This is a genomic window from Hydrogenophaga sp., from assembly GCF_026125825.1.
Classification (GTDB): Bacteria; Pseudomonadota; Gammaproteobacteria; order Burkholderiales; family Burkholderiaceae_C; genus Hydrogenophaga.
Map to the genome: position 1 here is coordinate 21,220 of NZ_JAHCKK010000039.1, position 18,009 is coordinate 39,228.

An 18,009-nucleotide genomic window follows, 5' to 3' on the forward strand; every position below is an offset into this window, starting at 1 on the left:
CCCTACTTGTTTTCAGCTTTGGCGCTGTTGAGCCAGGCCTGGCGGGCCACCTCGTCGAGGGCCTCGTCCACCACGCCGTGGTCGGCCACCACGCGCAGGCGGTCCTGTTCCAGCAGGCGCTCGAGCCCGCGCTTGGTCATGGACAGCGAGCGGCCGTTCGCGCCGGTGAACAGGAACAGCGTGCCGTGCGGGCTGGCCCAGGTGATCTGCCAGCGCATGGCCTGACCGTCCTGCAGCACATCGACCCAGGTGCCCACCGGCAGTTCCGAGGTGCGCTGCACCGCCATCTCGGCCTTGACCTCGGCCCAATCGCGCTGCCGCTGCATTGGCCGGGTTTCCAGAAACGCCGGCTGGGTGGAGGTCTGCGAGTCGAGCATCACGTCGTCCATCAGGCAGGAGTCGCGTGCTTCGGTGCGCTGCATCCAGGGCTCGTCGTCCAGCTCCGGCTGGATGCTGGGCTGCTCTTCATCGGCCGGCGGCGGCTCCTGGCTGCTGCGCTGGGTCTTGTAGGCCGCTTCATGGAGCCCCATGAGCGCCTGGAAAAAGGCCTCGGTCTGCTCGCGCGGGTAGTCAATGGCGTCCAGGCCCTCGCGCAGCGTGCGCAACACACCGGGGATGACTTTGACCAGGCGGGGCCGGTTCAGGCTGGCCAGCGCCAGCTGGCTGGACCACAGCAGGTCGGGCAGGATGTCGCTGTAGCGCCGCGCGGGCGAGTCGACCGGCGACACGGATGACGAGTCGGACACCTCCAGCCTGGCCTGCGCCACCACCTGCGACCAGGGGCCGGTGAGAAAGCGCCGCACCACACCCGGCGCCTTCTCGAAGTCGTTGCGCGCGCGGATCTCGGCCGCGACGCGCTCGGCCAGCAGGTTGCGCTGCTCCACGCGCACCAGCGTCTGCACCGCCAGCCCACGGGCTTGCACCTGCGCGGGCGCCACCGACTCGACCTGCGAGCGGTGCAGCTCGGCGAGCAGGCTGGGGAAACGCTCGGCAAGGTCCTCACCGGGCTTGAGCAAGGTCCGCACGATGCCGCGCACCTGGTTGGAGAAGGGGTTGTAGCCCGGGTCCATCTCGCTGGTGAAGGCCAGGCTGCGCTCGGTGATCGCATCGAGCAGGCGGCGCGCGGGGTTTTGCTTGTCGGCGAAGAAGCGCGGCTCGCTGCGCGCCAGCTGCAGCAGCGCGGGCTTCATGTCCTGCACCATGTTGCGCACCGGCACGAGCAGGCGCTCGTCGGCCGCAATGCGCTTGAGCATGAGGGTGACCACCTCGCTGGCCAGCGTGCGTCCCATGACGTTGTCCGACACCGGCGTCTTGCTGCTGGACTTTTCGTTCAGATCGAGGTTGCCGACCAGCAGCTGGTGCAGATGGTCCAGCGTGAGCAGGTTGTCGTTGACGAGCACTTCCTGCACCGAGACCGCCTCGTCCCGCGCGCTGGCCGCAGCGGCCGCCCTGCGGGGCGCCGCGGTCTGCGTGACGACGTAGCCAGCCGGCTTCACGCCCGCCCGTTCGAGCTGGCTGCTCAGGGAGGCGTACAGGTGGCGCAGTTCGTCGCCAAGCGAGACGGCGCCCACCTGCAACCAGCGCGTGCGCACCGCGGCCTCCACGTGCAGGCCCTTGAGGGCGGTCATCAGCGCGGCCACCACCACCTCGACCCGCAGAGGGTTGGCCTCGGGGTTCACCACCGTGAGGCCCTGCGCGCCGCTCATGCGCGAGGTCAGCGTGACCAGTTCTTCGTCCACCGCCATCTTGACGACCTGCTGCACACGGGCCAGCTCCACGGTTTCCTGAACCTGGTCGTCGCCCATGAGTTCGAGTTCGTCGAAGCTCACGGTGGGCGACCGGCGCGAGCCGGTGCCGGTGTGCGGCAGGGCGTTCTCCATCGATTCGGCGAAGGCCGCCAGAAAACGGGTGGCGATCAGGTCGCGGTGCGACTCCAGCGTGCTGCGGGCCTGCACGAGCCCCTGCTTCTCACCCAGCTGGCTGGCCGACAGCTCCCGCTCCTTGAGGGTGCTGTGCAGCTTGCCCAGCCAGCGCGGCACCCACTCGCGGGTCTGCGCAAGGGCTTCGCGGAGGCAGGCATCAAAGGCCTGGGTGTTGCTGGCGTCCATGCAGCCGGTGTCCTTCGTGACGGGAAAGCAAACGGAAAGGTTCCTGCCCATTATCGGCAGGCGGGGCCCCTCACCATAGCGCAAAAGTAGGCCACAAAGGCCTGGCGTTCACCGTTCAGCCATCAATGCGCGCCAGCCATCGGCGCCGAGGTCGCGCAGGGTCTGCAGGTTGCGCTCGACAATGGCGTCGGCGTCACCCCCAGCGGTCTCGATCGCGCGCTCGACGCTGTCTTCGCGCAACAGGTGCAGGATGGGGAACGGCGCGCGGTTGGTGGCGTTCGTCACGTCATCCGGCGCCGTGCCCTCGAATTGAAACAAAGGGTGAAACGGCGCGACCTGGATCACGCCGTCGAGCTCGTGCTCGGCCACCACATCGTCCACCACGTTGAGGAAGTCGTTGAACACCTCGAAATCGGGAAACAGCGTGGGATGCACCAGCAGCGTGGTGTCGATCTCCTCGGCAGGCGTGTTCACCAGCAGGTCGAGCTCGCGGTCGAGGTCGTCCAGGAAGGCGTCCAGGTGCCGCGCCGTGCTCACCACGATGCGCACCTGGTTCTTCACGTACACCGCCCGCGCGAACGGGCACAGGTTCAGGCCGATGACGGCCTTCTCGATCCAGTGGCGCGTGGCGGCGAGAACGGTGTCGGATGAGATGTCCATGAGGGTGGTCGGAGCGAGAGGAAGTTGAGTCCAGAATGCCGCGGGTCCGGGTTCCCCGGCCCGCAGGCATGGCCCCCTTGAGGGGGTGACGACCCGAGCATCGGGCCGGCGCGGGGGTGGGCTTACTTCAAGGCCTTGAAACGCATGCGCTTGGGTTTGGCCCCCTCTTCGCCCAGGCGCTTCTTCTTGTCGGCCTCGTACTCCTGGTAGTTGCCGTTGAAGAACACCCACTGGCTGTCGCCTTCGGCGGCCAGGATGTGCGTGGCGATGCGGTCGAGGAACCAGCGATCGTGGCTGATGACCAGCGCACAACCGGCGAACTCGAGCAGCGCGTCTTCCAGCGCGCGCAGGGTTTCCACGTCCAGGTCGTTGGAGGGTTCGTCCAGCAGCAGCACGTTGCCGCCCTCGGCCAGGGTCTTGGCCAGGTGCAGGCGCCCGCGCTCACCGCCCGAGAGGCTGCCCACGCGCTTTTGCTGGTCGCCACCGGAGAAGTTGAAACGGCCGCAGTACGCGCGGCTGGGCATCTGAAACTTGCCCACGGTGATCATGTCCAGCCCGCCCGAGATGTCTTCCCACACGGTCTTGTCGCCGTCCAGGCCTTCGCGGCTCTGGTCGACGAAGGCCATCTTCACGGTCTGGCCGATCTTCACTTCGCCGGAATCCGGCTGCTCCTTGCCGCTGATGAGCTTGAACAGCGTGGACTTGCCCGCGCCGTTGGGGCCGATGATGCCGACGATGGCGCCCGCTGGGATCTGGAAGCTCAGGTTGTCGATCAGCAGGCGGTCACCGAAGGACTTGCTGACGTTCTTGAACTCGAACACCTCGTTGCCCAGGCGCTCGGCCACGGGAATGAAGATTTCGTTGGTCTCGTTGCGCTTCTGGTACTCGACGTCGCTCAGTTCCTCGAAGCGGGCCAGACGCGCCTTGCTCTTGGCCTGGCGGCCCTTGGGGTTCTGGCGCACCCACTCCAGTTCTTTCTTCATCGCCTTGGTGCGGGCGTCTTCGGTGCGCTGCTCCTGCTCCAGGCGCGCTTCCTTCTGCTCCAGCCAGGTGGAGTAGTTGCCCTTGTACGGGATGCCGTGGCCGCGGTCGAGTTCGAGAATCCACTCGGCCGCGTTGTCCAGGAAGTAGCGATCGTGGGTGATGGCCACCACGGTGCCGGGGAAGCGCTGCAGGAACTGCTCGAGCCAGTCCACCGATTCGGCGTCCAAGTGGTTGGTCGGCTCGTCGAGCAGGAGCATGTCGGGCTTGGACAGCAGCAGGCAGCACAGCGCCACGCGGCGCTTCTCGCCGCCGGAGAGCACGCCGATCTTGGCGTCCCAGGGCGGCAGGCGCAGCGCGTCGGCCGCGATTTCGAGCTGGTGTTCGCCATCGGTGCCCGAGGTCGCGATGATGGCTTCGAGCTGGGCCTGCTCGGCGGCCAGCGCGTCGAAGTCGGCGTCTTCCTCGGCATAGGCCGCGTAGACCTCGTCCAGGCGCTTCTGGGCGGCGCGCACGCCGCTCATGCTGGCCTCGACCGCCTCGCGCACGTTCTGCTCGGGATCGAGCTGGGGTTCCTGGGGCAGGTAGCCGATGCGGATGCCCGGCATCGGGATCGCTTCGCCTTCGATTTCCTTGTCGATGCCGGCCATGATCTTGAGCAGCGTCGACTTGCCCGAACCGTTGGTGCCGAGCACGCCGATCTTGGCGCCCGGGAAGAACGAGAGCGAGATGTCCTTGAGGATCTGGCGCTTGGGCGGCACGATCTTGCCGACCCGGTTCATGGAGAAAACGTATTGAGCCATGGGAATGTTCTGCCTGAAGAAGCTGCAGCCACGACGGCCGCGCAACCCATGATTATCCCCTCAGAGGCCCATGAGCCGCTTTTGAGCGTCGGCTGGCGGTGGCCGGGCCCCGATCGTGCGACAATAGACCCTGTCGGGCACTTCAGTTGGCTCGGCGCCGGCACTTCGCCGGGGTGTGCGCAACCCGCTTGCGGCCACCGACTTCCTGAATCCATCTGCCCCAGACTGACCGGGCGCCGCAGCCCATCAGGCCGCGACATCCGGAGTGGCCGATGCCCCCAGCGCCCTGGACGGGCGCCTCATCTACATGACCTTTGACGATCTGAACCTGGCCCCGGCCATCGTGCAAGCCGTGCGCGAGCACGGTTACGAAACCCCCACCCCCATCCAGGTGGAAGCCATCCCCGCCGTGCTGGCCGGCCGCGACCTGCTCGGAGGCGCCCAGACAGGCACCGGCAAGACCGCCGCCTTCACCCTCCCGCTGCTGCAGCGCCTCTCCGGCAGCGAACGCGCCAAGAGCCGCTTCGGCGGCGTGGGCATCCGGGCCCTGGTGCTCACCCCCACCCGCGAACTCGCCGCCCAGGTCGAAGAGTCGGTGCGCGTGTACGGCAAACACCTCTCGCTGACTTCCACCGTCGTCTTCGGCGGTGTCGGCATGAACCCGCAGATCAACGCCATGAAGCGCGGCGTCGACATCCTGGTGGCCACCCCCGGCCGCCTGCTCGACCTGCAGCAGCAAGGCTTCCTCGATCTCTCCACCGTGCAGATGCTGGTGCTCGACGAAGCCGACCGCATGCTCGACATGGGCTTCATCCACGACGTGAAGAAGATCCTCGCGCTGGTGCCCAAGGACAAGCAGAGCCTGCTGTTCTCGGCCACCTTCAGCGACGAGATCCGCGACCTCGCCAGCGCCCTGCTCAAGGACCCGCTGCACATCCAGGTGACCCCGCGCAACACCACGGTGCAGCGCATCACGCAGGTGATCCACCCCGTGGGCCGCGGCAAGAAAAAGGCCCTGCTGGTGCACATCATCAACCAGCACAACTGGAGCCAGGTGCTGGTGTTCACGCGCACCAAGTTCGGCGCCAACAACGTGGCCGAGTACCTCACCAAGAACGGCATCCACGCGATGGCGCTGCATGGCAACAAGAGCCAGGGCGCCCGCACCCAGGCGCTGGCCGGGTTCAAGAGCGGCGAGATCCGCGCCCTGGTGGCGACCGACATCGCCGCGCGCGGCATCGACATCGACGAGCTGCCGCACGTCGTGAACTACGAGATTCCCAACGTCAGCGAAGACTACGTGCACCGCATCGGCCGCACCGGCCGCGCGGGCAACAGTGGCGAAGCCGTGAACCTCGTGAGCCTGGACGAAGAAGGCTTCATGATGGAGATCGAGCGCTTCACCAAGCAGCAGATTCCGGTGCAGATCTTCCCTGAATTCATGCCCGAGCCGGGTGAAAAGGCCGAGCCCATTGCCATGGGCCGCCAGACCATCTGGGGTGGCGCAGGCAAGCCGCCCAGCCGCGAGGTGATGGCGGCGGCGGCCAAGGCCGCGCGCACCGAGATGCTGCAGCGCGTGCGCGAGAAGAAGGCCAGCGAGCCGCAGGGCCGTGGCAACGGGGGTGGCGGCCAGCGCCAGCGCCCGGCCGGTGATGGCAGCCAGGGCGACGCCCCGCGCGGCGAAGGCCGGCGCGGCAACGGCGGTGGTCAGCGCGCCAACGGCAATGGCGGCGGTGGCAACGGCCAGCGCCAGGGCCAGCGCCACGGTGGTGGCCAGCAAGGCCAGCGCCCGCCGCGCGAAGACCGCGGCTTCCGTGAAGACCGGGGCCCGCGCGAGGACCGCGAGCCCGGCGCCGAGCGCCAGCCCGGCCCCAATGCCCACCTGGGCAGCCTGCGCATCAAGGAGCCCCGCCCACGCGCGGCCAATCCAGGCGGCCAGCCCGATCCGCTGCGCACCAGCATCGATGCGATGCGCACCGGCAACCGCGGCGGTGGCCGGGGCAAGGGCGGTGGCGGGGGTGGCCAGCGCGGCAACGCGGGCGGCCCGGCCGACCCGCTGCGCACCAGCTTCGGCCGCATCCGCTGAAGCGGCGGCTTTCCCACTAAAGTGCGGTCATGCCCCTTGACCGCACCACTCCCCCCGGCGCCCCGTCGGCCTTTGCAGGCCACGGGGCGCCGGCACGTTACGCCACCCTCATGATGGCCACCTGCAACGTGCTCAACCTGGCCCTGCCAGGCCGCCATTTCTACGAAGGACAGGACCCCTACACGCAGACCGAATTCGAGCGCAAGGTGAGCTGGCTGGGCGAGCGGTTCCGGGCGCTCAATGCCGACGTGCTCGCGGTGCAGGAAGTCTGGGACGAGGCCGCCCTGCGCGCGGCGGTGGCGCGCAGCGGACTGCAATACGGTTTTGTGGCCGTGCCCGGCGCGGAGAACGGCGACGGCCAGATCGGCGCGCAAGGCACGCCTCGGGTGGGCATCGTCACCCGCCTGAAGGTCGATTCGGTGCAATCGCTCACCGACTTCCCCGAAGCAGCCCGCATCCAGGTGCCAGGCCTGGGCCTGCACACCCGCTTCGAACGCCCGCCCCTGCTGGCGATGCTGCGCCTCAAGCATGGTCAGCCGGTGTGCGTCATCACCGCGCACCTCAAGAGCAAGCGACCGAAGTTCCTGGAGGATGCGAGCGGCCTGCGCATCGAGGACACGGCCGATCCGGCGGTGCAGGCGCTGGCCTCGCTGCGCTCGCTGGTCATGCGAGCGAGCGAGGCCCTGGCGTTGCGCCTGAAAGTGGTCGATCTGCTGCACCGCACCCAGCTGCCGCTGGTGCTGATGGGCGATCTGAACGACGGCCCGCACAGCGTCACCACGCAGCTGATCGCGGCCACGTCCCAGGTCGCCTACGACAAGGGCGCCCTCGACCACGCGCTGTTCAGCGCATGGGACGTGCAAGGCGAAGCGGCGATGCGCCGCGACGTGGCGTATTCGCACATCCACCAGGGCTACCCCGAAGTGCTGGATCAGCTGCTGGTGAGCGAGCAGTTCGTCGCGACCAGCCGCCGATCCATCGGCGACGTGCGGCGCGTGGAGGTCTTCAACGACCACCTGTTCGAAGGCCGGGACCGCAGCCGCAGCGACCACGGCTTCGTGCGCGCGCTGATGCGCCTGCGCCTGCCCGACGCGCCGCTGTCAGCGGGCTGAGGAGCCCGCTTCGCGGATGCGCTGCGCGAGGTGGGCGAGCGCCTCTTCCACCTGATCCACGAGCACGAGGCAGAGGTCGCCCGGTTGCAGCCGCTCCAGCGCGGCGTCGATGGCGACGAACTCGCCCCGGATCTCGAACACCTCTTTCGTGCGGCTCGCTCCGGCAAGTCCCTCGCGAAGGAGCGTGAGCACCTCGCCATCCTCGCGGCCGCGCTGGCAGGCGTCCTGGAACAGCAACACATCGTCGAAGGCCTTGCCCAGGATCGCGGTCTGCTCGCGGATGTCTTCGTCGCGGCGGTCGCCCGCACCGCTGATGACCACGCTGCGCCGGCGCGCCGGCATGGCGTTGACCGCGTCGACCAGGGCGCGCATCGCGTCCGGGTTGTGGCCATAGTCGGCGATCACGGTGGCGCCACGGTAGTCCATCACATTGAAGCGGCCCGGGGCGTTGTCGGCGTCGTTGGAGAAGCTGGCCAGGCCGCGCACGATGGTGTCCCAGTCCAGGCCCGCGCACCAGGCCGCACCGATGGCCGCCATGACGTTGTCCTTCTGGAAGCCGATGGTGCCGCCGCGCGTGATGGGCACACCCTGCAGCGGAATCTGCACGCGCCAGCTGCCCTCGGTCACGATGATGCGATCGCCCTCGACGCAGATGGTGCGCTTGCCCTGCACCCGGTGCGCAGCCAGCACGGGGTGGTCGTGGTCCTGCGCGAAGAAAACCACGCCGCCGGTGCACTTGGCGGCCATGGCCGCGACGATGGGATCGGCCGCGTTGAGCACCGCGTAGCCCGTGGGCGCGACGTTCATGACGATGACGCGCTTGAGCACCGCGAGGTCTTCGACGGTGGTGATGTAGTTCAGGCCGAGGTGGTCGCCGGTGCCCACGTTGGTCACCACGGCCACCTGGCACTGGTCGAAACCCAGGCCCTCACGCAGCATGCCGCCACGCGCGGTTTCCAGCACCGCGGCATCCACGTCCGGGTGCAGCAGCACGTTGCGCGCGCTCTTGGGCCCCGAGCAGTCGCCGCTGTCGATCTGGCGGCCATCGACGTACACGCCATCGGTGTTGGTCATGCCCACGCGCATGCCGCTGGTGGCCATGAGGTGGGCAATCAGCCGCGTGGTGGTGGTCTTGCCGTTGGTGCCGGTGACAGCGACCAGCGGAATGCGCCCGTCGTCGCCGGGCTCGAACATGTTCGCGATCACCGCCTCGCCCACCGGGCGCCCCTTGCCGTACGACGGCGAGAGGTGCATGCGCAGGCCGGGCGCGGCATTGACCTCGACTACGCCGCCGTGCTGCTTCTCCAGCGGCACGTGCACGTTTTCGCAGACCACGTCCACGCCGCAGATGTCCAGCCCGACCGTCTGCGCGGCGGCCACGGCGCGGGCGGCCACCTCCGGGTGGAGGTCGTCGGTGACGTCCGTGGCGGTGCCGCCGGTGCTCAGGTTGGCGTTGTTGCGCAGCACGACGCGGCGCCCCATCTCGGGCACGGACTCGGGTTTGAGGCCCTGCACGTGCAGGCGCGCCAGAGCGATGTCGTCGAAGCGGATCTTGGTGAGCGAGGTGGCATGGCCGTCGCCACGCCGGGGGTCGGCGTTGACCAGGTCCACCAGCTCGCGCACGGTGTGCTCGCCGTCTCCGATCACGTGCGGCGGCTCGCGCCGCGAGGCGGCCACCACTTTGTCGCCCACCACGAGCAGCCGGAAGTCGCTGCCCGGCAGGTATTTCTCGACCATCACGTCGCCGATCTCGGCGGCCGCGCGAAACGCGATGTCCATGTGCTCGCGCGAGACGATGTTGACCGTCACGCCCTTGCCCTGGTTGCCATCCTGCGGCTTGACGACCACGGGCAGGCCGATTTCCATGGTGGCCGCCCAGGCGTCGTCGGCGTCGCTGACGGGCCGGCCTTCGGGCACGGGCACGCCGGCGGCACCCAGCAGCGCCTTGGTGAGGTCCTTGTCCTGGGCGATCGACTCCGAGACGGCGCTGGTGCTGTCCACCTCGGCCGCCCAGATGCGGCGCTGGCGCGAGCCCCAGCCCAGCTGCACCAGACTGCCGGTGGTCAGGCGCCGGTAGGGAATGTTGCGCGCCACGGCGGCGTCCACGATGCAGCCGGTGCTGGGGCCCAGGCGCACGTCTTCGTCGAGCGCGCGCAAGCGGGCGATCGCCGCCTCCACGTCGTAGCTTCCGGCATCCCCCGCACCAGCGGCGGCGAGCAGTTCGCGGGCGATGTCGAAGGCCATCCGGCCCACCACCTCTTCGCTGTACTGCGCCACCACCTGGAACACGCCCGGCTCCAGCGTGGCCGAGGTGCGGCTGAAGGACACCGGGCACCCCGCCTGGGCTTGCAGCGCCAGCGCGGTGGCTTCCAGCACGTGGGCCAGGCTCAGGTGCTCTTGCGGATTGCTGGGCTCCAGAGGCCCCACGGAGGGGAAGAGCTCGCGCAGCCGCCGTTCGAAATCCGGCAGGGCTTGCAGGTCCATCTCATGCGGTTCACAGGAGACGATGGCCTCGATGCAGGTGTGGCGGCTCCAGAGATTGGGGCCGCGCAGGGGCCGGATGCGAGAAACGTCCATGACGGAAGCTGGGAGTGAATGAAAAGGGGACCGGCGCTCAGCGCGCCGCGTCCAGGGTAACCGGTTCTGGCCGTTCAGGGGAAGGAGCGACGTCGAGACCCGCGGTCTCGATGCCGGCGGCCATCAGTTCGGGCGAGACCGCCAGCGCCCATGCGGCGGCGGCCACGGCCATCAGGGTGTGCGCGCCCAGGGACTGCAGCAGGCCCTGCACCACGGGGGCGTCCAGCCGCACGCGGTGGGCTTTGCGCACGCCCTCGGCCAGCACCAGCTGGCCTTCGAACACCGACACGGTGCGCGAACCCGCCTCGCGGTGCTTCTGCAGGGCGGGCGACGCCGCATCCATGCCGTAGAGGATCACATCGCCGTCGCACAGCTCCACCATTTCCAGCACACGGGCGTCGTCCGCGTTGAGCACGGCCACGCCGTCGGGCAGCACCACGTCCACCTGGGTGCGCATCACGCGGTAGAGCTGGTCGGTGCTGCGCACGTCGTGGTGCTCCAGGCCCTGCACGTCGTCAAGGTCGGTCACGACGCCCACGGTGCAGCGGTCGTAGGCCAGGCCGTCGTCCAGGATGACCGAGGGGCCGTTCTCGAGCACCACCGCGTCCACCTCGCGGTTCATCAGCAGGCGCTGGCCGGCCTCCCAATGGGCACTGGGCCGGGCGTCCACCTTGCGGTTGCCCAGGAACAGGCCGTCCTGGCAGGCCAGGCCCACCTGGCGGCCGCTCAGGTGCAGCAGCCAGCCCACCAGACGGGCAATGGCATTGCCGTGGCGTGAGCTGGCCACGCCCACGATCGGCACGCGGCCGTTGCCGCCCTCGTCGAACAGGTGGTCCACGATGGCACGGCCCACGGGGCGCGAGCGGCCCGTGGCGGGCTTGAGGTGCATGAGCAGCCCCGGCCCGGCGTTCACTTCCACCACCGCGCCGCCCTGCGCCTGCAGCGGCCGGCCGATGTCCTGCGCGACCAGGTCCACGCCGGCCACGTCCAGCCCCACCACGCGGGCCGCCAGCGTCACCGCATGCGCCACCTCGGGGTGCACCTCGTCGGTGCAGTCGATCGCCACGTTGCCATTGCGCTGGATCATCACGCGCCGGCCTGCGGCGGGCACGGCCTCGCCCGACAGGCCCTGGCGCTCCAGCAGCAGGCGCATGACGGGTTCGCGATCCAGGTGGATGGTCTCGAGCGGGAATTCTTCGGCTTCGCCCCGGCGCGGGTCGCTGTTGAGCTGGCTGTCGATGAGCTGTTCGACGGTGGAGCGGCCATCGCCCACCACCGACAGGCTCTCACCGCGCGCTGCCGCGACCACGCGGCCGCCCACGACCAGCAGGCGGTGCTCGTCGCCCAGCACATAGCGCTCGACCATGACCTCGCTGCCCTCGGCGTCGGCCACCATGAAGGCTTTTTCGATGTCGGCGCGCTCGGTCAGGTCAAGGCTCACGCCACGGCCATGGTTGGCGTCCGAGGGCTTGACCACCACCGGCAGGCCGATCTCCTGCGCGGCTTCCCAGGCGGCTTCGGGGCTGGCGACCACCTGGCCTTCGGGCACGGGCACGCCGCAGGACGCCAGCAGGCTCTTGGTCAGGTCCTTGTCGTGCGCGATGTTGCCGGCGATGGCGCTGGTGCGGTCGGTCTCGGCCGTCCAGATGCGGCGCTGGTGCCGACCCTGGCCGAGCTGGACCAGGTTGCCATCGTTCAGGCGAAGGTGGGGGATACCCCGGTCCGTAGCCGCGGCGACGATCGACGCGGTGCTCGGGCCGAGGTAGCTGCGGTCGATCTGGTTGACCAGGCGCGCCACGGCCGCGGGCACGTCGAAGTGGGCCGCGGCATCCTCGCGCTGGCGGATCGCGGCGAGCAACAGCGCATGCGCTTCGGCAAGCGCGGCCCGGGCCACGGCCTCGTCGCGGGCGCGGAACACCATGCGGTAAACACCGCGCCGGCTGGTCTCCCGCGTCTGGCCGAAGCCGGTGGGCATGCCCGCCAGGTTCAGCAGCTCGATGACGACGTGTTCCAGGATGTGGCCGGCCCAGGTGCCTTCGCGCAGTCGCTGGATGAAGCCGCCGCGCTCGCCCACACCGCAGTGGTGCTCTTCGAGGGCGGGCAGCCATTCGATCAGGCGCTCCGTGAGGCCGGGCAGCTTGTTGGACGGGAAGTCCTCCAGATCGCCCAGGTCCAGCCAGACTTCGAGCACCGGGCGGTACGTCCAGATGTTGGGGCCGCGCAAGTAGTTGATGCGCAGCAGCGTGATGTCGTGTTTCGAGCTCATGTCTCCGGCGGGACGCGTGATTCGGGCGACCTGGTGTAGTACCGGTCGGGGGCTTCAGAAGAACTTCAATGCCATCAACGATCGCGGGCTCGACATCGGTGAAAATGCATGGCTCCCCCGTGGGAGCATGCCATTTCTCGCGGTCGACGCCACGCTGTCATCTTCACCATGCTTTCACAATTTCCAGCTGAATCCTCAGCCCCAGGAGCCGACCCTGCACAGGACGCCTCGCGGCCTGCATCAACCCAGCTGGGGGGCGATGATAGCGCTGTCGTTGCCTTGACGCTGGACTTGGACAGCGATTTACATTTCCGTACGCGCACCCTGTTGCTAACCCGTCAAAAGTTCACACTCGAAGGCCAGGAGTGGATACTGAACCCGGGTATGGAGCTGCGGTTGAGCGACCACGCCGGCGTCGGCTCCCTGGAGCTGCTGGACGCCCAAGGGCGGGTGGCGGTGTGGCACTTCACCACGGGTGTGCAGGCCCGTGCCGCGCGCATGGTCGATCAGTTCCATCGCCTGATGGCCCAGCTGGACCAGGCGCCCGGGCTGCCCGTCGAGGAACCCGCCCGCACCTGCCCCCAGTGCCAGGCCAGCCTGCCGGCCGAGAGCGACGAATGCCCGGAATGCGCCCAGGAGGCGCCCCAGGCCCCGCCCTCCACGTGGGTGCTGTTGCGCCTCTGGCGCTTTGCCCGACCTTATCGGTGGACGCTGCTCACCGGCTTCCTGCTCACGCTGGCCTCCACCGCCGCCACCCTGGTGCCGCCCTACCTGACCATTCCGTTGATGGACCGGGTGCTGATCCCCTTCCAGAACGGCCAGGAGATCGACACCGGCCTGGTGCTGGCCCTGCTCGGCGGCCTGTTGGGCTCGGCCCTCCTGGCCTGGGGCCTGGGCTGGGCCCGCACCTGGCTGCTGGCCCTGGTGTCCGAACGCATCAGCTCGGACCTGCGCACCACCACCTTCGACCACCTGCTCGAACTCTCGCTGGACTACTTCAGCAGCAAGCGCACCGGCGACCTCATGGCCCGCATCGGCAGCGAAACCGACCGCATCAGCGTCTTTCTGTCCTTGCACGCGCTGGATTTCCTCACCGACGTGCTCATGATCAGCATGACGGCGGTGATCCTGTTCTCGATCAACCCCTGGCTGGCGCTGGCCACGCTGGTGCCCCTGCCCTTCATCGGCTGGATGATCCACCTCGTGCGCGATCGCCTGCGCACCGGCTTCGAGAAGATCGACCGCGTCTGGGGTGAAGTCACCAACGTGCTGGCCGATACCATCCCCGGCATCCGGGTGGTCAAGGCCTTTGCGCAGGAAGCCCGCGAAGCACGCCGCTTCAAGCAGGCCAACGAGCACAACCTCGCCGTCAACGACCGCATCAACAAGACCTGGTCGCTGTTCACCCCGACCGTCACGCTGCTCACCGAGATCGGCCTGCTGGTGGTATGGGCTTTCGGCATCTGGCTGGTCAGCCAGAGCGAGATCACCGTGGGCGTGCTCACCGCGTTCATCGCCTACATCGGTCGCTTCTACGGCCGGCTCGACTCCATGAGCCGCATCGTCTCGGTCACACAGAAGGCCGCCTCGGGCGCCAAACGCATCTTCGACATCCTGGATCACGTCTCCAACGTGCCCGAACCGGCGCAACCGGTGCCGCTGACGCAGGTGCAGGGCGGCCTGCAGATGGAGGGCGTGAGCTTCCGCTATGGCAGCCGCACCGTGATCCGCAACCTCAGCCTGGACATCCGGCCCGGCGAGATGATCGGGCTGGTCGGCCACAGCGGGTCGGGCAAAAGCACGCTGGTCAACCTGCTGTGCCGCTTCTACGACGTGAGCGAAGGCGCGATCCGCATCGACGGCACCGACATCCGCCGCGTCGGCGTGGCCGACTTCCGCCGGCACATCGGACTGGTGCTGCAGGAGCCCTTCCTGTTCTTCGGCACCATCGCCGAGAACATCGCCTACGGCAAGCCGGGCGCCACGCGCGCGGAGATCGTGGCCGCCGCGCGCGCCGCGCACGCGCACGAGTTCATCCTGCGGCTGCCGCAGGGCTACGACTCGCTGGTCGGTGAGCGCGGCCAGGGCCTCTCGGGCGGCGAGCGCCAGCGCATCAGCATCGCACGCGCGCTGCTGATCGACCCGCGCATCCTCATCCTGGACGAGGCCACCTCCTCTGTGGACACCGAGACCGAGAAGGAAATCCAGAAGGCCCTGGACAACCTGGTGCAGGGCCGCACGACCATCGCCATCGCCCACCGCCTCTCCACGCTGCGCAAGGCCGACCGCCTGGTCGTCATGGACCGCGGCCAGGTGGTGGAAATCGGCCCGCACGACGAGCTGATGGCACAGCGCGGTGCCTACTGGCGGCTGTACGAAGCGCAGGCGCGCAAGGAACAGGAGGCCGCCGCCCTGCTCGACGCCAATACGCCCGAGGACAAGGACGCATGAACACCCCCCATCCCGCCTGGCAACTGCAGCGCAATTCCTTTGGCCGCCTCGTGCTCACGGACGAGGCCGGCGAGACCCACGTGGGCGTGGTACCCGTGCGGGCCTTCCCCATCGGCGCGCCCGATGAAGGCCTGTCGCTGGTGGGCAGCGACGGCCACGAGCTGGTCTGGGTGGACCACCTCGGCGAGCTGCCTGGCGAACTGCGCCAACTCCTGCAGGAAGAACTGGCGCAACGCGAATTCACGCCGGTGATCCAGCGCATCGAATCGGTGTCCACCTTCTCCACGCCCAGCACCTGGCAGGTGAGCACCGACCGCGGCCCCACCAGCTTCGTGCTGCGCAGCGAGGACGACATCCGCCGGCTCGAGGGCCAGGCCCTGCTGATCCTGAGCGGCCACGGCGTGTGCTTCGGCGTGCGCGATCGTTTCGCGCTGGATGCGCACTCGCGCCGCCTGCTGGACCGGTTTCTCTGACCGCGCGGCCGCTCAGCCCCTGACGAACAGCGTCACCAGCGGCTCGTCGCCCACCTGCCGGCTGCGGTGGCCGTGCACGGCGGCATCGAAGGTCGCACCGGGGGGCAGTGTGTCGGCCGAGTAGAAGTGCTGACCCGGGCCAAAGGCGCGCCAGCTGCCATCCTGCAGACCGATTTCCATGCAGCCCTGCAGCACGAACAGCCATTGCGCTTCGCCTGTGCAATGGAACTCGCTGCGAAAGCCCACCGGACTCTGGCGCAGCTGGCAGGCTGTCGCGGGCAGCAAGGCCGACAGGCGCGCCGCCGGCGAGCCTTCGGACAGGGGAATCTCGGCCTCGCGAAAACGCGCGCGGCCATCGGCGTCGGTGTACAGAATCACCTGCTGGAATGTGCTCAAGGAAACCTCCGGAGTCGGGCCCTGCTTTGTACCAGAGGTGTCCAGGCTTTTCGCTCACACTACGCCATCATGAAAGTTCTACTTGCCGAAGACGACCTCATGCTGGGCCGGAGCATGGAGCGCGGTCTGCGCATGGCCGGCTTTTCCCTGGACTGGACCCAGGACGGCCCGCAGACCCAGGCCGCCTTGCGCGAGCAACCCTACGCGGTGCTGCTGCTCGACATCGGCCTGCCAGGGCTCGATGGCCTGCGGCTGCTGCAATGGTTGCGCTCGGAAGGCCGCCCGGTGCCGGTGCTGGTGGTTTCGGCGCGCGACGCGGTGAGCGACCGCGTGACCGGCCTCAACCTCGGCGCCGATGACTACCTCACCAAACCGTTCGACCTCGACGAACTGGTGGCCCGCGTGCACGCGCTGGCGCGCCGGGGCAGCGGGCGCGCCCAGCCCGAGCTGCAGTTCGGCCGGCTGACCATGCGGCCGCTGCGCCGCGAAGCCCTGCTCGACAGCCAGCCCGTCACCCTGGCCGCGCGCGAGTACGACCTGCTGCTTGCCCTGATGGAAAACCCCGGCACCGTGCTTTCGCGCGAACAGCTGGAGAGCCGCCTCTACGGCTGGCAGGAAGAGGTGGCCAGCAATGCGGTGGAAGTGCATGTGCACCACCTGCGCCGCAAGCTGGGCGCGGCCTGGATCAAGAACGTGCGGGGCGTGGGCTACAAGCTGGTCGCCGTGGCATGAACTCGATCCGCCAGCGCCTGCTGTTCTGGCAGATCACGGCGCTGATCGTCACCAGCGTGCTGGTCAGTGCCTTGACCTACCACCTGGCCTGGCAGGCCTTCAACCGGGTGCGCGACTTCGGCATGGAACAGATCGCGCATTCGGTGGTGCGCCATGGCGTGCGGCCCCACAGCTGGGTGCTGCCGACGCCCGAACACGCCGCCCCCCGGCCCTCGGCCCGCCACGCCCCGCAAGACAACCCGCCACCCTGGGTCAGCGACGACCTGGGCCGCTTCATCAGCCAGATCTGGTCCACCGATGCCGAACTGCTGTATGCCTCGGTCGATGGCGTCGGCCCGCCCCTGCAAGAGCCCGGGTTCCACAACGTCGAATGGTCCGGCGAAGCCTGGCGGGTCTACACACTGGTGGACGACGAGGAGATCGTGCAGATCGCCAAGACCGCCAGCGACCGCGCCAGCAGCTTTGCCCAGATGGCGCCATGGCTGCTGGTGCCCGTGGGGATGCTGGTCCTGCTGCTCGGCCTGTTGATCCGCGTGGCCGTCAGCCGGGCACTGGCGCCGCTGGAGGCGCTTGGCCAGGACATCCGGCGGCGCGACGAAAAAGACCTTCAACCGATCGCCACCGAAGTCCTGCCCGAGGAGGTGGCCCCCCTGGGCCGGGCGCTCAACCAGCTGTTGGAGCGCGTGTCGCGCCTGCTCGCGCGGCAGCGCCAGATGCTGGCCGACGCCGCCCATGAGCTGAACACCCCGCTGGCCGCCGTAAAGCTGCAGGCCCAGCTCGCGCGCCGCGCCCCGCCAGGCGAGCGCGAGGCCGCGCTCGACGAGCTCGACCAAGGCATCGCACGCAGCACCCACCTGGTCGCACAACTGCTGCAGATGGCACGGCTGCAGGCGGACGGGCGCGAACGGCGGCCGGTGCCGCTGCGGCTGGACCAGCTCGCGGCGGAGGTGGTGGCCGCATTTTCGGCACGGGCCGAAGCGCGCGGGATCGATCTCGGGCTGGACACCCGCGAGGCCGCCACAGCAATGGCCGATCCGCAAGACCTGCGGGTGCTGCTCGACAACCTGGTGGACAACGCCTTGCGCCACACGCCACCGGGCAGCCGGGTCGATCTGCACGTCCAGCGGGACGCAGACACCGTCTGGCTGAGCGTCAACGACAACGGCCCCGGCATTGCCGAGGCCGATCGCCAGCGCGTGCTGGAGCGCTTCGTGCGGCTGAACCCTCAGAACGAAGCCACCGGCAGCGGCCTGGGCCTGGCGATCGTGGCGCAGATCGCCCAACAAAACGGGGGGCTGCTGACCTTGGCCAGCAGCCCCCCGGGTGGTTTGAGCGTGCGCGTCGCGTTCAGCGCATCGCCGACC

General features: G+C 68.8%; 12 protein-coding genes. 6 read left to right on the forward strand and 6 right to left on the reverse strand.

Going from position 1 to position 18,009, the window contains the following annotated elements:
* Positions 1-2 precede the first annotated feature (2 nt).
* The 3 genes from KIT86_RS13805 to ettA all read right to left on the reverse strand — a co-directional run bounded on the left by KIT86_RS13805 (position 3) and on the right by ettA (position 4,552).
* Positions 3-2,108, reverse strand: a complete 2,106-nt coding sequence (locus KIT86_RS13805) for a DUF1631 family protein (RefSeq protein ID WP_297399288.1) — start codon at positions 2,106-2,108, stop codon at positions 3-5.
* 108 nt (positions 2,109-2,216) lie between these two features.
* Positions 2,217-2,768 (reverse strand): DUF1415 domain-containing protein, encoded by a 552-nt coding sequence (locus tag KIT86_RS13810; protein WP_297399290.1) that lies wholly within the window; start codon positions 2,766-2,768, stop codon positions 2,217-2,219.
* A 122-nt stretch (positions 2,769-2,890) separates the two neighbouring features.
* A complete protein-coding gene (gene ettA / locus KIT86_RS13815; protein ID WP_291121668.1) occupies positions 2,891-4,552 on the reverse strand; it encodes an energy-dependent translational throttle protein EttA in 1,662 nt (553 codons plus the stop codon).
* Between the two features lie 307 nt (positions 4,553-4,859).
* Between ettA and KIT86_RS13820 the strand changes: the two genes are divergently transcribed.
* On the forward strand, positions 4,860-6,638 hold the full coding sequence (locus tag KIT86_RS13820; protein ID WP_297399313.1) for a DEAD/DEAH box helicase: 1,779 nt from the start codon (positions 4,860-4,862) through the stop codon (positions 6,636-6,638).
* A gap of 110 nt (positions 6,639-6,748) precedes the next feature.
* Positions 6,749-7,750 (forward strand): endonuclease/exonuclease/phosphatase family protein, encoded by a 1,002-nt coding sequence (locus tag KIT86_RS13825; RefSeq protein WP_297399315.1) that lies wholly within the window; start codon positions 6,749-6,751, stop codon positions 7,748-7,750.
* Here KIT86_RS13825 and cphA (KIT86_RS13830) read toward each other — a convergent pair.
* Both cphA (KIT86_RS13830) and cphA (KIT86_RS13835) read right to left on the reverse strand, forming a co-directional pair.
* The gene (gene cphA / locus KIT86_RS13830) at positions 7,739-10,327 is read right to left on the reverse strand and encodes a cyanophycin synthetase (RefSeq protein ID WP_297399293.1); all 2,589 of its coding nucleotides are present in this window, start codon (positions 10,325-10,327) and stop codon (positions 7,739-7,741) included. The two genes, KIT86_RS13825 and cphA (KIT86_RS13830), sit on opposite strands and share 12 nt — an antisense overlap.
* Positions 10,328-10,364: 37 nt before the next feature.
* A complete protein-coding gene (gene cphA / locus KIT86_RS13835) occupies positions 10,365-12,593 on the reverse strand; it encodes a cyanophycin synthetase (RefSeq protein ID WP_297399295.1) in 2,229 nt (742 codons plus the stop codon).
* A gap of 168 nt (positions 12,594-12,761) precedes the next feature.
* Here cphA (KIT86_RS13835) and KIT86_RS13840 point away from each other — a divergent pair, with 168 nt between their 5' ends.
* Both KIT86_RS13840 and KIT86_RS13845 read left to right on the forward strand, forming a co-directional pair.
* The gene (locus KIT86_RS13840; protein WP_297399297.1) at positions 12,762-15,044 is read left to right on the forward strand and encodes an ABC transporter transmembrane domain-containing protein; all 2,283 of its coding nucleotides are present in this window, start codon (positions 12,762-12,764) and stop codon (positions 15,042-15,044) included.
* On the forward strand, positions 15,041-15,517 hold the full coding sequence (locus KIT86_RS13845; RefSeq protein ID WP_297399299.1) for a DUF1854 domain-containing protein: 477 nt from the start codon (positions 15,041-15,043) through the stop codon (positions 15,515-15,517). Before KIT86_RS13840 ends, KIT86_RS13845 begins: the two co-directional genes overlap by 4 nt.
* A gap of 12 nt (positions 15,518-15,529) precedes the next feature.
* On the opposite strand, the gene KIT86_RS13850 is transcribed toward KIT86_RS13845, so the two are convergent.
* Complete coding sequence (locus KIT86_RS13850; protein ID WP_297399301.1) at positions 15,530-15,913, reverse strand: hypothetical protein; 384 nt, start codon at positions 15,911-15,913, stop codon at positions 15,530-15,532.
* Between the two features lie 69 nt (positions 15,914-15,982).
* Between KIT86_RS13850 and KIT86_RS13855 the strand changes: the two genes are divergently transcribed.
* Positions 15,983-16,645, forward strand: coding sequence for a response regulator transcription factor (locus KIT86_RS13855; RefSeq protein ID WP_297399303.1), 663 nt, complete (start codon positions 15,983-15,985; stop codon positions 16,643-16,645).
* The coding region (locus KIT86_RS13860) for an ATP-binding protein (protein WP_297399305.1) at positions 16,642-18,009 on the forward strand (1,368 nt) is incomplete at its 3' end. The genes KIT86_RS13855 and KIT86_RS13860, both read left to right, overlap by 4 nt.

Excerpts from the sequence above, each read along its gene's own strand:
- KIT86_RS13805 (WP_297399288.1), bottom strand. The coding sequence starts at position 2,108 with ATGGACGCCAGCAACACCCAGGCCTTTGATGCCTGCCTCCGCGAAGCC.
- KIT86_RS13810 (WP_297399290.1), bottom strand. The coding sequence starts at position 2,768 with ATGGACATCTCATCCGACACCGTTCTCGCCGCCACGCGCCACTGGATC.
- ettA (WP_291121668.1), bottom strand. The coding sequence starts at position 4,552 with ATGGCTCAATACGTTTTCTCCATGAACCGGGTCGGCAAGATCGTGCCG.
- KIT86_RS13820 (WP_297399313.1), top strand. The coding sequence starts at position 4,860 with ATGACCTTTGACGATCTGAACCTGGCCCCGGCCATCGTGCAAGCCGTG.
- KIT86_RS13825 (WP_297399315.1), top strand. The coding sequence starts at position 6,749 with ATGATGGCCACCTGCAACGTGCTCAACCTGGCCCTGCCAGGCCGCCAT.
- cphA (WP_297399293.1), bottom strand. The coding sequence starts at position 10,327 with ATGGACGTTTCTCGCATCCGGCCCCTGCGCGGCCCCAATCTCTGGAGC.
- cphA (WP_297399295.1), bottom strand. The coding sequence starts at position 12,593 with ATGAGCTCGAAACACGACATCACGCTGCTGCGCATCAACTACTTGCGC.
- KIT86_RS13840 (WP_297399297.1), top strand. The coding sequence starts at position 12,762 with ATGCTTTCACAATTTCCAGCTGAATCCTCAGCCCCAGGAGCCGACCCT.
- KIT86_RS13845 (WP_297399299.1), top strand. The coding sequence starts at position 15,041 with ATGAACACCCCCCATCCCGCCTGGCAACTGCAGCGCAATTCCTTTGGC.
- KIT86_RS13855 (WP_297399303.1), top strand. The coding sequence starts at position 15,983 with ATGAAAGTTCTACTTGCCGAAGACGACCTCATGCTGGGCCGGAGCATG.